The 15,861-nt window shown below is 60.2% G+C and carries 9 protein-coding genes and 1 pseudogene; 4 read left to right on the top strand and 6 right to left on the bottom strand.

What is annotated here, in order from left to right:
• Nucleotides 1–184 precede the first annotated feature (184 nt).
• A complete protein-coding gene (locus VGN12_17875) occupies nt 185–619 on the bottom strand; it encodes a hypothetical protein (protein HEY4311322.1) in 435 nt (144 codons plus the stop codon).
• 229 nt (nt 620–848) lie between these two features.
• The gene (locus VGN12_17870) at nt 849–1,814 is read right to left on the bottom strand and encodes a hypothetical protein (GenBank protein HEY4311321.1); all 966 of its coding nucleotides are present in this window, start codon (nt 1,812–1,814) and stop codon (nt 849–851) included.
• A gap of 711 nt (nt 1,815–2,525) precedes the next feature.
• Here VGN12_17870 and VGN12_17865 point away from each other — a divergent pair.
• From VGN12_17865 to VGN12_17855, 3 genes are all read left to right on the top strand, one after another.
• Complete coding sequence (locus tag VGN12_17865) at nt 2,526–3,146, top strand: sigma-70 family RNA polymerase sigma factor (GenBank protein ID HEY4311320.1); 621 nt, start codon at nt 2,526–2,528, stop codon at nt 3,144–3,146.
• Nucleotides 3,143–5,749: a serine/threonine-protein kinase gene (locus tag VGN12_17860; GenBank protein ID HEY4311319.1), complete on the top strand. Its 2,607-nt coding sequence runs from the start codon at nt 3,143–3,145 to the stop codon at nt 5,747–5,749. The genes VGN12_17865 and VGN12_17860 overlap by 4 nt, the downstream gene beginning before the upstream one ends.
• A gap of 658 nt (nt 5,750–6,407) precedes the next feature.
• A complete protein-coding gene (locus tag VGN12_17855; GenBank protein HEY4311318.1) occupies nt 6,408–8,801 on the top strand; it encodes a fibronectin type III domain-containing protein in 2,394 nt (797 codons plus the stop codon).
• Between the two features lie 37 nt (nt 8,802–8,838).
• Here VGN12_17855 and VGN12_17850 read toward each other — a convergent pair.
• Nucleotides 8,839–9,708 (bottom strand): annotated as a pseudogene (locus VGN12_17850) (endonuclease/exonuclease/phosphatase family protein).
• A gap of 401 nt (nt 9,709–10,109) precedes the next feature.
• On the opposite strand from VGN12_17850, the gene VGN12_17845 reads away from it, so the two are divergent.
• Nucleotides 10,110–11,498 (top strand): hypothetical protein, encoded by a 1,389-nt coding sequence (locus VGN12_17845; protein HEY4311317.1) that lies wholly within the window; start codon nt 10,110–10,112, stop codon nt 11,496–11,498.
• A 9-nt stretch (nt 11,499–11,507) separates the two neighbouring features.
• On the opposite strand, the gene VGN12_17840 is transcribed toward VGN12_17845, so the two are convergent.
• The 3 genes from VGN12_17840 to glnT form a co-directional block, all read right to left on the bottom strand.
• Nucleotides 11,508–12,785 (bottom strand): hypothetical protein, encoded by a 1,278-nt coding sequence (locus VGN12_17840; GenBank protein ID HEY4311316.1) that lies wholly within the window; start codon nt 12,783–12,785, stop codon nt 11,508–11,510.
• A 242-nt stretch (nt 12,786–13,027) separates the two neighbouring features.
• A complete protein-coding gene (locus VGN12_17835; GenBank protein HEY4311315.1) occupies nt 13,028–14,347 on the bottom strand; it encodes a DEAD/DEAH box helicase in 1,320 nt (439 codons plus the stop codon).
• Between the two features lie 199 nt (nt 14,348–14,546).
• Nucleotides 14,547–15,845, bottom strand: coding sequence for a type III glutamate--ammonia ligase (glnT, locus tag VGN12_17830; protein HEY4311314.1), 1,299 nt, complete (start codon nt 15,843–15,845; stop codon nt 14,547–14,549).
• Between the last annotated feature and the right edge of the window lie 16 nt (nt 15,846–15,861).

The raw sequence follows: 15,861 nt of genomic DNA, 5'->3' as shown, positions 1-15,861 counted from the left end.
ATCCACACGAAATGGTACTTCAGGTCGAAGCGACTATGCGAACCAGTCCGGTACTTTTCCATCACCCGATCATAGCAAACCGAAAAACCTCAAGGGTTCGCCTGACGGCGAGGGATTTAGACCCATCGCATGGACATTAATCGACGTCTACTGAGCGCAAATGCTTTGGCCTCGTAGACCCAAGCTATTTCACCGAGGCGAACTTCGCGGCCGCGGTTTCCTGCGGTCGGGCGGACTTCGGCTGGGTGGTACTTTTTTCTTGCAGCGCGTTGACCTTGGCCGCCAGGCGACGAGCCTTTTCGGATTCCTTGCGCTCGCGCCGCTCGGCCAACCTGCGTTCGCGATTCTCCTGCTTTTTGGCAGTCAACATGTTTTCTTGTTGCTGCAAATAGGCCTGCTGCAGTTGTGCCTGTTGTTGCTGGTAGGCCAATTGCGCCTGGTACTGATACGCCATTTGCGCTTGCTGCAGCGCCGCTGTAGCTGGACTCGTATTCAACGGCGACATCATCGAACCCATACCGGGTGATTGCATGCCACCTCCACGAGAGCAACCTTGAGCATACGCCTGGCTGACGAGCAGGCTTGCTAGGATGATCGAAAGCAATAGCGCCGTCTTCATCTGTGCCTCCTCCGCGATGTTAAAAGACGACCGGCCAACGTCTCTTCAGGCCCAGGGGCAAAGGGCCCGACTAGCGAGTGATCGGGTCATCACCGTTGGCCAGGTCGTCACGCTTCGTGTCGCGCTCAACTCGTCGTATGACTCAGATGATTTCGCCTGAATCAAGGCGACGACCGAGCGCTAAGAATCCCTCCGAAACTCTCTCCACTACTTTTTTGCAATTGCTTGCCTAATGACGCCGGAAAAACGATCGAAATCCATGCGAGCTACTCGACGCTGTCGGAGTCGCCAGCGTGCCGCTCAATGTTCCCACGGTAACCGTGCTGCCGGCAGCGAGCGTTGTCGGGAAGTTCGACGGCAAGGCCTGCTCATTCGAGGTCTTGGGATCGCTCGAAAGCGTCAGCGAGCCGGCACCATTAGTGTCAGTCGTAACTTGACCAACGACGGTGCCGTCGATGGCCACGTCCAGTGTCGTGCTGGCCGCGGCGCCGGCGACGGTAACCTTAAACTTCGTCACCGTCGTACCGTCAGTCGAGGTTCCCGTGGAATACGAGACGCTGCCGGTGGCGGTGCTGCTGGTTTCCGTGAGTTGAGCCGTGAGACGCGTAACGTCGCTCAGCCCTCCTCCTTCTCCACCGCAGCCCCCTTGCATGCCGGTCGACGTGGCCAGCGAACCACTGAGGGTTCCCACGGTGACGGCCGCGCCGGCGGCTATCGACGTGGGGAAGTTCGACGGCAGAGCCTGCTCGCTCGAGCTGGGATTGCTCGACAAGACGAGCTTGCCAGCGCCGTTTGCATCGGTCGTAATCTGACCGACAACGGTTCCTGCGAGCGACACGTCGAACGTCGTATCGGCGGCCGCGCCGGAAATGCTGACTGCAAACCTGGTTGTCGTCGTGCCGTCGACGGTGCCGGGCGAATACGTGGCCGAGCCCGTGGCGGTGCCGCTTGCGTCCGTCAACTGCGTCGTGAGCACGGTCTGCGCCGTCGAGGACGTCAAATGCGTCATCGCCGAGGTTACCGTCGGGGCAGATACCTGGGCGCTGGTCGAGAGCCCCAGGTATGGACCGAATTGTTGTAATGCCGGACCGAACGCCAGTCCGTGACCGGAGAGCATGTCTCGATTCTCAAGCTGTTCACACAAGCCGAGTCGGCGGAACGACGACGACTTCTTACGCGGATTCTTTGGTTGCATCTGCAGACCTCCTAACATCCTGGTGTGCCGCCTGTGGTGTGTGGCCCGCGTTTCCTAGCATCCCTGGCGATCGATGGCACTGCTGGCAGCAGCAGAATTGGTCCGGCCGGCCTCTTGAATGCTTGCTGCCGGGCGAGCGCTTCGCCGCGGCCAACCGCGCGCAAACGCATGCCGACGACCTCTCGATCGGCAAACGATTTGCTACAGCAGGCCGCAGGCGAATGCGCCGCAGCCCTTAGATCCTCTGTTTCAACCCCGTAGCGGTCCCGCGACTGATGGACGCGGAATTTTCGGCCGCAAGCGGATCAACACATCATGAACCGCCTGCGGCCTTGGCCTCTCTGATGGGTTAGTCACGGGCGGATTGCAAAAACCGCCGCCCGAGAAGGAATTTCTTGAGTTACTGGCAACCTTTCTGGGTTTGCAGGCCGTCGCGCCGTGCCCAAGAAGAAGCGCCCCCGTACACGCGAATTCCTGCCTCGACAGCGTGGGATCGCCGGGGAGTGAATACTTTTCCTGGTATCTTGCGGCGGATTGATTCCGTTTTGGTGACTATTTCGGCAGGCAGCCAGTAAGCGGAGAATGATCCTTCGAGATACGATTGATGGGAGGCCTTGCGGGGGCGAGGTTCCCAACGAGCGAAATCAACGACTCATGATGCCTACTGGCAAGCGGGGCTTACCGGCCCCGGATCAGCCCGACGCTTATTTAATGACAGTTTCTGAATCTGGCCCGAACCCTGATGAGCTGATTGCGCTGGCTAAGCGCAACAGTGAGGGTGCCCTGGGCCAACTGCTCGAGTTATATCGCAGCTACCTGGCGTTGATGGCGCGTGTGCAAATAGGTCGTCGCCTGCAAGGGAAGGTGGACGCGGCTGATGCTGTGCAGGAGACATTTCTCGAAGCACATCGAAATTTCGCGCAGTTTCGCGGCCAGAGCGAGGCGGAATTCGTTTCCTGGCTGCGGCAGATTCTTGGAGCCCGGCTTTCGAACCTGGTGCGGCACTACCTGGGAACTAAGGGACGCGACATACGACTCGAGCGAGCCATGGTTCACGAGATCAATCAATCGTCCGCAATCATGAACTTCCAGTTGGTCTCGGCTCAGGAAAGCCCCAGTAGTCATGCTTCACGCCGCGAGCACGCCGTGATGCTGGCCGATGCCTTGGACCGGCTGCCGGAAGATTATCGCGAAGTGATCGTATTGCGTCATCTCGAAAGCATCGCGTTTGCTGAAATCGCCACACGCATGGGGCGTAGCGAGGACAGCGTACAAAAACTGTGGGTGCGCGGCCTGGCGCGGTTGCGTCAAGAAATGGGAGCGACGGCGTGACGTCTGACGCCAACAACATGACACGCCCCGACGCGCTGGACTCAAATCCGCGTGCCAGCTACGTCGACGACAGCCCGGACGACCCGCGGGTTGCCCGCGCCTTGCACGAGTATGTGGCCGCGATCGAGGCGGGCGACCCTCCGGATCGCGAGGAGTTCTTGGCCCGGTACTCGGATATTTCGTCGGCGCTCGCGGCATGCTTGGATAGTCTGGCCTTGGTGCTGGCCGCAGCGCCGCGGTTGCGGCTGAATCCGGGAGACGACGCCGCATACTCGAGTCCCGTGGCGCTACCCGCGGCGCTGGGAGATTTTCGCATCATCCGCGAGCTTGGGCGCGGCGGCATGGGAGTTGTCTACGAAGCCGAGCAATTGTCGCTGGGCCGGCGCGTAGCTTTGAAGGTGCTGCCATTCGCATCCGCGTTAGACTCGACGCGTTTGCAGCGATTCAAGAACGAAGCCCAGGCCGCGGCGCAACTGCACCACACGAACATCGTGCCGGTGTATGCCGTCGGTTGCGAGCGTGGCGTCCATTTCTACGCCATGCAGTTGATCGAAGGGAAAACGCTATCGGCCGTAATTGTGGAAATGGCGCACGCCGCGCGTGGTGAGAACGGACAGCCCGGCGCCGTGGATGCCAGGCAGACCGAAGACTGGGTGATCGTCAAAGCCGAAGGACCATCCGCTGCAGCAGCAGGCGCGCGGCACCGCCGCCCTGAATCGCCAGCCAATCCGGTCAAACACGACCGCGACACCGCGTTTGCTCAAGACACGGCCCCCTTCACGGGACGCCGCTCGGCCGAGCGCAAGGCATCGCGGACCTCGTATTTCCAAACCGCGGCCCGGTTGGGGGTGCAAGCGGCCGAAGCGCTTGAGCATGCGCACCAGATGGGCGTGATTCATCGTGACGTCAAGCCAGGCAATCTGCTCCTCGACGAGCGAGGCAAGCTGTGGATCACCGATTTCGGGCTCGCACAGTTTCAAGCCGAAGGTGGCTTGACGCTGACGGGCAATCTGCCGGGCACAATTCGTTACATGAGTCCCGAGCAGGCGACCGGCAAGCGTGTCCTGCTGGACCATCGCACCGACATCTATTCGCTCGGGGTCACGCTGTACGAGATGTTGACCTTGACGCCGGCCTTCGACGATTCGGATGGTCGGGTCCTGGTGCGACAGATCGCGATTGCCGAGCCTGTTTCGCCACGCACGATCGATCCGTCGATTCCGCTCGATCTGGAGACGATCTTACTGAAAGCAATGGCCAAAGCGCCCGGCGATCGTTATGCGACCGCGCAGGCCATGGCTGATGATCTGCAGCGGTTTCTCGAACATCAACCGATTCAAGCCCGGCGTCCGAGCGCCTTGGACCGGTTGGTGAAATGGGCGCGCCGTCACAAACCCCTGGTGGCGGCGGGCATATTGCTGCTGGTGATCACGTCCGTCGGCTTTTTGGCGAGCACGATTTTGATCGCCCGCGAGCATGCCAAGACCAAGATCGCCTATCAGCGGGTGGTCGAGGAGCGGGCCGCGGCTGAGCGAAGCTTCCTGCAAGCACGGCAGGCTGTCGACACCTTCACGCAACTGGGCGAAGAGGAACTGGTTAGCAAACCGTCGATGTATCAGTTGCGGCGCAAGTTCCTGGAAACCGCCTTGGATTATTACGAGACGTTCCTCGAGCGTCATCGTAACGACGGTGCCGTCCAAGCCGAGTTGGCCGCGAGCCGGCAGTGGGTTTCAAAAATCATCGACGAACTATCAGCGCTAAGCAGCGTCCGCCCGCTGATGTTGCTGACCGATGAACGCGTGCAGGAAGAACTGGAGATCGATCCCGCACAGCGTCCTAAGGTCGAGGCTTTGATCGATCAGCTCTGGTCACAGCGAGCCGAAACGGCGAACGATCCCCAGCTCAATCGCGAACAGCGGCAGCACGAGTTGGCCGAGACTCTGCGCTTGCACGAAATGCAAATCACCGACGTCGTGGGTTCGGCGCGGATGAAAAGGCTTCGGCAGATTTCGCTGCAGCAGCAAGGGCCCTTTGCCTTCAAACGCCCCGAGGTCATTGAAGTGCTCGCGTTGTCGACCGATCAGCGCAAGCAGATCGTGGACATCATCGAGAAGCACGCACCGCATCGCCGAGGAGGCGAAATGCGCGACCATCCATTTCCGGGTGGTGGTGGCCCGCCTGACTGGCACGACGGGCCGCCCCCAAAACCAAAGATGCCTAAATCGGCGCGGGGGAGCGCGGCACCGCAACCTCGAACTGGTGAAACGTCGACGGCCATAGCCGTGGACGATGGGCGCGTCGCCTTTGAAGTGCCGCTCGCGGACGACGCAGACGATGAACGATCCGCCGACGAGCGCCGAGACTTCGAACGCAAATCACGATTCGATCACAAGCCACCGTTCCACGATCACTATCACGACTTTGGCGGCGGCCCGGGACATGGTCCGCCGCGGTCGCGAGAAATCAGCGACACAATGAAGCAAACCGTGGTGGAAATTTTGACCGTGCTGTCGCCAACACAATTGCAAGCGTGGCAACAACTGATCGGCGAGGCGATTTCGTTCGAACTGCATCATTCGCCGGAGGATGCGTTTCTGTACTAGAGGCGATTGCACACCCTGGGCCCGGAAAATCGTTACTCTCCGGCACGAACATTTGCGGAATATTAAGACGCCATTCGCGCAGCTTAAGATCACGTAAGAAACCATCAACTTGCTGGACAATCGTTATGTCGATCGGTATCGTCGCAAAAAGCCAGTTAACGGAACCAGGGGAGTGTTCTGGCCGGCCACTTTTCTGCCGGCTAAGGAACCATGACATGGTCCTGCGTCGTCTCTTGCGAGGGGGATGGGGCATTTCGAACTTCGGCCGCCGCAATTTCAGCGTGCCGAGCTTCAGCTATTGGGCAACGGCGATTGCTTGGCGGTTCGTGTATGCCGTGAGCGGGGCGGCATTGTCGCTAGCACGCAACGATCGAGGTGTAAATCCGCAATCAGCATTCGCGAAAAGCGATCTGCAAATGCGATGGACACGTACGCATGCTGTCCAACGCATGAATCGCAGGTAATGCCGCGACCGCACGTTTCGTAGTCGCGCACGCGGCTCTAACAGTTGTAAATCGACCACGAGGAATGAGAATCTCGCGATGTCGGCAGAAATGTCTGATGTCGCATCGAAGTCAAAGTCGTCCGATCGGGCCGGCGACGCACGTAGGCGTTGAAAAACCTTGAAGGGGTTGGCATAGGGACAGGTTACTTCACAATGGCTCGACAGCACCGATCGCGCAATTCACTCGTCAATAAGGGCCGTAAAGGCCGCGTCCTTCGCCTGGAAGAGTTGGAGGTACGAACCCTCCTGACCGCCACGGCCACGGCACATACGGATTACATCGAGATACCGGCCGCTTCGAGCGGCATTTCGGGCTATACCCCGGCTCAGATCAAGGCTGCTTACGGCATCAGCAGCCTGTCGTTCGGCTCGACATCGGCCGACGGCACCGGCCAAACGATCGCCATCATCGATGCCTATAACGATCCGAATATCGCCTCGGACCTGGCGGCCTTCGACTCGGCCATGGGTATTGCCGCGCCTCCCAGTTTCAAAGTCGTTAATCAAAGTGGCGGCAGCACGCTCCCTGGCACCGATCCCAGCCAGGGTTGGGAGGGAGAGATCGCCCTGGATGTCGAGTGGGCACATGCAATCGCGCCGGGTGCAAACATCGTTCTCGTCGAAGCGAACGACGCGTCGGATGCCAATCTGTTTGCAGCCGTCAATTGGGCTCGTCAACAGGCAGCCGTGTCGGTGATCTCGATGAGCTGGGGAAGCGACGATAGCCTCGCGAACGCCGCGAACGATCAAAGCCTCAGCTCGAAATACCTGGTCACCCCCAGCGGTCATCAGGGAATCACCTTCGTCGCATCCAGTGGCGATGACGGTGAGCCGAACTTCCCGGCTGAATCTCCGAACGTGCTGGCCGTTGGCGGCACGGATCTGCACCTGACCTCGAGTGGATCGATCACCAGCGAAACGGCCTGGACGCCAACCACCAGTGGTGGGCAAACCTGGAGCGGTGGCGGCGGAGTGAGCCAAGAGTTCGCGGGCCGTGACGTCCCTGACGTGGCGTACAATGCCGGCGTTGGCATGGCGGTCTACGACACGTATGGCCCCGATCATGGTTGGGTCAGCATCGGTGGCACTAGCGCCGGAGCGCCGCAATGGGCCGCCCTGATCGCCATCGCGGATCAAGGGCGGGCGCTGGCCGGCTCTGGTACTTTGAACGGCGCGTCGCAGACGCTGGCCGCAATCTACGCCGCACCGGCAAGCGACTTCCACGATATCACCACAGGCAGCACCGAATTCGAATCGGCCGGTACCGGTTACGACCTGGCCACCGGACGCGGTAGTCCGATCGCTAACCTGCTGGTCCCGTTCCTCGTTAGCTATGGGGCCTCGGGCAGCACCGGCGGGACAGGTACAACTTCGTCGTCTCCCACGGCGCCTACGAATTTCCAGGCGTCGGCCCTCTCAACGACGCAAATCAGTCTCAGTTGGTCGTCGTCCACCAATGAGACTGGCTATCGCCTGTACGAGCAAGAGAATGGCCAGTCGGTACTGGTTGGCACTTATGCCGCTGGCGTCACCTCGGCCACGATCAGCAATCTGACGGCCGGCACCACGTACAGCTTCGAACTGGTTGCCTACAACTCGTCTAGTACAGCAGCTACCTCGTGGGTCGAAGCAACGACGCAAACCGCAACGACAACGGTATCAGCTCCGCAAAACCTCACTGCCACGGCCACGTCGACGACCTCCGTACAACTCTCCTGGACCGCGTCGGCAGGCGCTACCGGGTATCGTGTCTACGAATACGTGAGCGGACAGGCCGTGCAGGTCGCCTCGCTGGGGGCCTCGGCGACCTCGACCACGATTAGTGGTTTGAAGCCGGGCGGGATTAATTATTTCTTCGTGACGGCGTACAACTCGACCTCGTCGGCTGCAACTTCCTGGGTAATGGCAATCACGCCGGCCGCGACGACGGTCAAGGTCAGTGCTCCGACAAACGTCGCGGCCACGGCCACTTCGAGCACCACCGCACAGGTGTCCTGGAACGCCGTGACCGGCGCCACCGGTTACCGTGTCTACGAGTACGAGGGTGGACAGGCCGTGCAAGTGGCCAGCGTCGCGGCCGGCACAACCACAGCCACGATCAGCGGCCTGACAGCAGGTTCGACCGATTACTTCTATGTCTCGGCCTACAACTCGACCTCCACGGCTTCGTCCGGCTGGGCCAGCGTCGTCATGCCAGCGGCCGCCTCGTTGACGGCGCCTAGCGTGACTGCCACGGCGACGTCGGCCACGGCTGGCAAGCTTTCCTGGACCGCGGTGGCGGGGGCAACCGGCTATGAAGTCATCTACTGGAATGGCATCCAGGCCGTGTTGCTCGGGAATTTCAGCGCGACAACCACGTCGGTGTCGATCAGCGGCATGACGGCAGGCTCGACCAATTACTTTGCTGTCATCGCCTATAACAGCACGCAGAGCGCCGCCTCGAATTGGATTACGCTGTCGACGCCCACGTCGAATGTCGCGAAATTGGCCGACATTTACTTCGCCCAGGCGGCGACCGCCGCGAATCGGCCGAACTGGTTGTTGTAGTTCGCTGGCGCAGGCGTCGGCCTGCGCGGCTGCATTATTATTTCCAACGAAAACGCGCCATTACCGGATAGTGATCTGACAAAGGAATTGTCGGATCGTGCGACTCCAGCCGGCGCCATGACAGCGGCGCCAGCGCAGCGTCGTGATAGAAGATGTGATCGATACGAGTGCCATCGCGCGTCGTCGGCACATTATCGTCGCGTCCATTCTCGCTGGCGGCCGAACAGGCTCGATACGCATCCTGCCATCCGTTCGACGTCAGGCGCGCATAGTCGCCGCGCTGCTGATCTGTATTGAAGTCGCCCAGAAAGATCATGGGTGCCCCTTGTTCCGCAAATGGCGCGAGGCGTTCTTCACACAGCGCTGCCATCTTCGTCTGGCAAGGTTGCGTATTGTCGAAGTGCGTATTGAAGACCAGTATCGTTTTGCCTGTGACCTTGTGCCGCAGCTTCGCCCAGACAACCAGTCGCGGCAGCACATTCCCGAAACCGATCGACACCCGTTCGGGCGTCGGTGACAACTACCAGTGGCCTCGCTCTTTTTCGAGGAAAGATTCTTTGCTGAAAAGCAATGTCGCGTCGGTATAGCCCTTGAAGGTCACAGCTTCGTAGCCCGGCAGTTCGTCGAGCAGGAATTTAACTTGGGCGGGGCTGGGTTCTTGCAGACCAATCAGGTCGGCGTCAGTCGTCCGCAACACACTCGAACAGAGAGCTTTTCGCTTGCTCCAGGCAGGCACCTCGGACGCGGGCGCAATATCAACCAGCACGTTGAAGGTTACCACTGTCAGCCCAATTTGCTCGTCGCGGTTCGCCGGTACGTCTTCTGCGCGCAAATCTCCCGTCGACAAGAAGAGAGTCGTGAGCCATACCGAAAGGGAAAGAATCGTTATCCCAATGCGGTCATGCATGAGCATTTCTTTTCGACTCCGATTGCCGCGCCGCTTCGCGTTGGTCGCAACAGCATTATCAGGCGACTCCATCGTGTTTGAATCTTTCGTCGTGACTGTGGAACTTTCGTCTACCAACCGCCTCTAAGTTCCCTGCAAGTGCATCGCACCGAACCTTTTCCACGTCTCCACGTCCAATCGGCACGATTCTAGCATTACACTCGGGTACTGCGTTTGGGACGTGGCATGTTCTCCGGCTCTGTAAGCTCCGTGGAGCAATTGCGCCCACAACGGACGCCGGCCAGCCACCCAGGGGCTTCATTTCTCGAGATTTTCTGGCTGGACGCGGTTTTCACTCGACAGCACAAGGCCCGCAGCAGATTATGAATCGCAACAATTCCGCTTCTGGGCGCACAGCGACGATGGCGGACCGCAGCCCGATCACGAACCTCCCGAATAGCCACGACGCCTCTGCGTCCGATGGCCCGTCGGATTCATTATTTCCGCTCAGCTTCACGCCTTTCGAATTCTATTATCTCCTCGAAGACCGCCCCGAGTACGCGTCGACTTTTCCGGTTCGTCTGCAATGCAGCGGGCTCTTGGACCGCGAGGCCTTCTCCCAGGCGTTTCGACTGGCGATGGAGCGGCATCCATTTCTCTCGGCACGCATCGCATTCGATCGGCGCGGTTGGCCGCGCTGGGAAGCCGGCGAACCTGGCTCGATTCATTGGGCGCAAATACCGGTCGATCCGCATGCCCCTTGCGATTCTACGTCGGTTTCGTGCGGCTTGAAGATGACGATCACGCAAACGGGCGACCTGACGGAATGGGAAATTGTCTTTCATCATGTCGCGGTAGACGGGCTGGGCGCGTTTCAATTCATCATGGATTTATTTCTGGCCTATGCGCATTTATCGACTGATAGCTCTGGGCCGTTCCCCTGGCGCAAGATCGATCCTCTTCGATTGCGCGACCGCGACGGCCATCAGTTGTTCAAGCAAGGAGTGCGGCTAGGCGACTTAGTGCGATTGGCGCGCGTTACGCTGCCACTCAATATTCGTCGCGCAGCCATTGTGAGTAATCACGCCCACCTACCAAGCGATGACGAGCTGCCCTCCTCCTCGGACGATCTGGTGCATCATCTGACCGAGCACGAGACGTGCGAGCTGTCCCGCATCGCGGCTATGCAATCCGTGATGCTAAACGATCTGTTGGTGCGCGATTACTTCCTGACGCTCGAAGCGTGGAATCGTGGCACATCCGAAGCGGAGCGTCCGATACGTATTCTTGTCCCGACCAATCTAAGGCGCCGCGAAGACTATCGCATGCCAGCGGCCAATGTCTTTAGTTTCAGCTTTTTGTCCCGGCGGTCGCGCGATTGTAAAAATCGTGACGAGCTACTAGATTCAATCCGCGATGAGATGGTCGAGATTAAGCGGCAGAAGCGGGGACTTTATTTCGAGGCGGGCCTGCGTATTTTCTGCATTTGGCCCGCATTGCTCCGCTGGTCACTGGGGCGCCCCTGGCCGTTTGCGACCGCGATCTTCAGTAACTTGGGCGCCGGGCTCGACAATGTCCCATTGCCGCTATGCAATGGACGGCGCGTTTGCGGCAACCTGGTTTTCGAAGGGGGCTCAGGCGCCGCGCCAATTCGGCCCGATACGAGGGTCTCGTTTGCCATTCACAGCTATTCCGGCCGGATGGCGGTCTGCTGCCGTTGTGATCCGCGCTCTTTCAGCCCCCAACAACGGCGCGAACTGCTGGATGCTTACGTCGAGCAGTTGCGAACGACGATTGAATGCGAATCCTGACCAACGGACTCACCGCGGTTGCCGAGCCAGCTCGACAGCCTGATTGCGAGCTGCCGGCAACGAGAGCATTTCTTGCCGCAGGAGAGTGGTCACTTCCGGCGAACCGCTGTAATAACGCCAACCATGATTGCGGCGCAGCGCCCCGCGCATGTCGAGTTCGATCAATTTCGCTTGGGCAGGCCCCAATCGCGCCCGTTCTACGACGCCCGACGCTCCCAGCGCTGCCGGCCCGCCGCGCCCCCAAAGCATTGGATAGAAATGCAACACTGCGTCGTCGGGATTGACTGTCACGAGCAGGCGTTCAACTTGCGTCCAGGCGCGGTCGTGCGGCATACCGGGCAAAAGCGTGTTGTTTGGCATGGCTGCACCGAGCAGCACGGCGTGGATTTTGCTGGCCTCGGGCGGAGCGGGGTCGGCGAGTCGACGCCCCTCTAGAACGCCGCCGCCGAGAACGTGCAGGGCCCCAGTAACCACGCCCGCACCAGAGCTGTAACCGACAACGCTGGTGGGACCTTGCGGCGATAACCAACGCAGACACGTCCCGAGAAAGTAACCTTCGATGCCCAGTCGAGCGGCGCTGGCTTGCGTCGTTTTTCGCACGCGAAGCGTCGTGGTCTCATTGGGCCAGGACCAGATCACGAATCGAGTCGGCGGCCCCGGCGTTGCCGGATTACCCAAAAGTTGGCCGTATAGCGTTGTGCCGCCACGCAGCGCGTAGTCAGCGTCCGTATCGTTCCCATGCACGAAGACTGTCGTCACAACGCCGCCGCCTCCGGCACTGACCAGTTCGTTAAAGCTCGCTTGAATCCATCCCCGCGCGAGCACATAGACATGCACATCCGGCGCAAAGTCGGGCGATGTGGGATTTCCACCGGGATAGGGCAGCCGGCGCGTGCTGACTAGCCACAGGCTGGTCGCTGCCGGCGGCACGGTCGATTCCGGCACGCCTGATATCGGAGGCGCCATCTGCCAAGGACCCATCCCGGGAACCGGCGCTATCGCGGAATCTGTTAACGCGGACTGCGGAGGTGGGTCCAGCGGCGACCGGCTGCCATCGACGTTGGGCAACCGGACCAACGGCAACGTTTGCGGAGCAGTCACAGCGACGGTCGCCGCCGTGGGCGTAACGGCCGTGGGGACGCGAGCGTAAATGCTCGGGGGCGCTGACGGGGACCGCGGGCCCTCATGATTCGAATCTTGTTGCGCAGCGAGCACGCCGCCCGTCGTCAGCCAGGCCGCCAGCGCGATGGCCCCTACGCAAACGGCACTTGCGAATTGGCGATTCATGCGGCGTCCTGCGCAATTCCCGACGTCGGTCCTCCGAGACCGACACGAAGGTTTCCTACTTGCATCAACGAGAGGGGCTCGCCGGGACGAGATGCACGCGCAGGGCGCGCACCATCCCCCCCGAACTGTTCCTCGTGGGGGAATGATAGCAATCTTGCGTCAATTGCTCGATACGAGATTTTCAGGCAATGCTATGGCAGCAGCATCGATCCTCAGGCTCGTAAAGCGAACGTGCCGACGGATCAGGTGGTCGTCGCTGCCTTCTGCGGACGCTGACGCTGTCCACGCCATTTATTCGGACCTGGCGATTTGCCGAAACGAGCCTTCTTCGGCTTGCGGAAGGAGCGGTTATCGGCACGATACTTGTTCGGCCGCTGGCCGGACTTCTGATCGGCCGGACGCGCCTCGGCGGGAGGAGCCGGCAGGTTCTGTGCCCCGTGAGCGGCATCGACCGTGATGGGTCGACGAATGAGACGTTCGATAGCATACAGATGCTTGCGTTCGTCGTAGTCGCAGAACGACACGGCGATACCCGCAGCGCCGGCTCGGCCGGTACGACCGATGCGATGCACGTAGGTTTCGGCCTCGTTCGGCATGTCGAAGTTAAAAACGTGCGATACGCTGTCGACGTCGATGCCACGCGCGGCCAGATCCGTGGCCACCAACACCGGCGGACGCTTCGACTTGAAGTTGGCCAGACTGCGCTGCCGTGCGGCCTGACTTTTGTTGCCGTGGATCGCCTCGGCGTTGATGCCGGATTGATTCAATTGCTTTGCGACGCGATCGGCGCCGTGCTTGGTGCGCGTGAAGACCAGGGCGCGCGTGACCGGAAGATTGCGGAGCATATCGGTCAAAAGTTGCGGCTTCTGCTTTTTTGGCACGAAGCACACCGATTGTTCGATCAGCTCGGTCGTGGCCTTGGCCGGCGCAACTCGCACGCGAATTGGATCGCGCAAAATGTCGCTCGCCAGTTGATCGATCGGGCCGGGCATCGTGGCCGAGAAAAAGACCGTCTGCCGCTCAACGGGCAGCTTGGCAATGATGCGGCGCAAATCAGGCAAAAAGCCCATGTCGAGCATACGGTCCGCCTCGTCGAGGACGAACGTCTCGACCGAACGCAAATCGACAAATCCCTGATTCATCAAATCGAGCAAACGGCCCGGCGTGGCAACAACCACATCGACTCCGTGACGGAGCGCCCGAACTTGCGGATTCTGCCCGACGCCGCCGAAGATCACCGAGTAGCGCAGCGCCGTGTGCTGGCCATAGCCCTGAAAGCTCTCGCAGATTTGCAGCGCCAGTTCGCGCGTCGGCGAAAGAACCAAGACGCGAACGCGGCGGCCCGAGCCGCGGGCCGGATTTCCAGAATTCGTCAAACGATGCAACAGCGGCAATGCAAAGGCGGCCGTCTTACCAGTGCCCGTCTGCGCGCAGCCCAGGACGTCGCGACCGGCCAGCACATGCGGGATCGACTGCGCTTGAATCGGGGTCGGCGTTTCGTAACCAGAGGCCGCGACGGCGCGCAACAATTGCGGCGCCAAACCAAGTTCTTCGAACGTCATTCGGGATTCCTAGACAGAGTTCCAGGACCGAATGCGATGAACGCGAGTCGCGCTCTCAGAAAACCATTGGACCTGGCAAATAATCCAATGGCCAAAAAAGCACTTTGCCGAGTGGATCAAGATAGCCAACTATACCACGCCCGGGCTAAAAGGGCCAGGGCACCCTCACCGGAGTTCCGTGCTGATTGCCCAAGAATTGTCAGCAATCGAGCGTATGCTGGCGTTCCCAGGGGGACACAAATCGCGCGTAATCGCGCCATTCCGCGCGCTTTAACTTAACAAACGAATCCGTGAACTTTGCTCCCAAGCCTTCGCGCAAGATTTCATTTGACTCAAGCGCCCGCAACGCATCGAGCAGATTATCCGGCAACATGGGCAATGTTGCCGCGGTCGCCGCATCGCGATAAATATTGGCATCCAGGCGCGGCCCCGGATCGCGCCGGTTCGCGATGCCGTCATATCCGGATTCGGCCACGGCCGCGGCCATGAGATATGGATTCGCTGCGCCGTCGGGCAAGCGTAGTTCGACACGCCCCGGCGCGGGAATGCGAATCATGTGCGTGCGATTGTTGCCGGCGTAGCTGATCACGTTGGGTGACCACGTCGCGCCTGAACTGGTCACCGGAGCGTTGATGCGCCGGTAAGAATTCACGGTCGGATTCGTCAGCGCGCAAACAGCATCGGCCGAGTGCAACAATCCGCCGATGAAGGAATAGGCCAACGACGTCAAACCCATCTCGTCCTGAGGGGAGTGAAACAGGTTTGTTCCTTGCTCGCGATCCCACAAGGAAACATGTACGTGGCAGCCGTTGCCGGTCAGATGGTCGAATGGCTTCGGCATGAACGTGGCGCGCAGCCCATGCCGCTCGGCGAGCGATTTGACCATGTATTTGAAAAACGCCTGGCGATCCGCCGTGACCAGCGCGGGGGCGAAGGCCCAGTTGATCTCGAACTGGCCCGTCGCGTCTTCGTGATCGTTTTGATAGGGACGCCAGCCGAGTTCCAGCATGCAGTCGCAGATCTCGGCGATCAGATCATAACGACGCACGAGCGATTGCTGGTCATAGCACGGCTTTGCTTGGGAGTCTTGTGCGTCGGCCACTGAATGACCATCGGGGGACACGACAAAGAATTCGCATTCGACCCCCGTGCGCAATTCATATCCCTGCCGTTCGAGCCGCGCCAGCGATCGCTTCAGCACATTGCGGGGCGCTTGCGCAAGTGGTTCGCCGTTCATGTGCAGGTCAGCCGCCAGCCAACCGATTTCTCGCTTCCACGGAAGCTGCACCAGGCTTTCCACCGCCGGCACAGCGAAAATGTCAGGATCCGCCGGGGTCATGTCCAGCCAGGTGGCAAAGCCAGCGAAGCCGGCTCCGTTCTCACAGACCTCGCGGATCGCGACAGCCGGCACCAGCTTCGCCCGTTGTGTGCCAAACAGGTCCGAGAACGACACCAGGAAGTACTTGATACCCAGCTCTTTCGCCTTTTGCTCCAGCATGATTCGCACCTTCGGT

This window comes from Pirellulales bacterium, assembly GCA_036499395.1.
Taxonomy (GTDB): Bacteria; Planctomycetota; Planctomycetia; order Pirellulales; family JACPPG01; genus JACPPG01.
The sequence above is the reverse complement of the archived record's forward strand: the minus strand, read 5'-3'. Positions and strand labels throughout refer to the sequence as shown.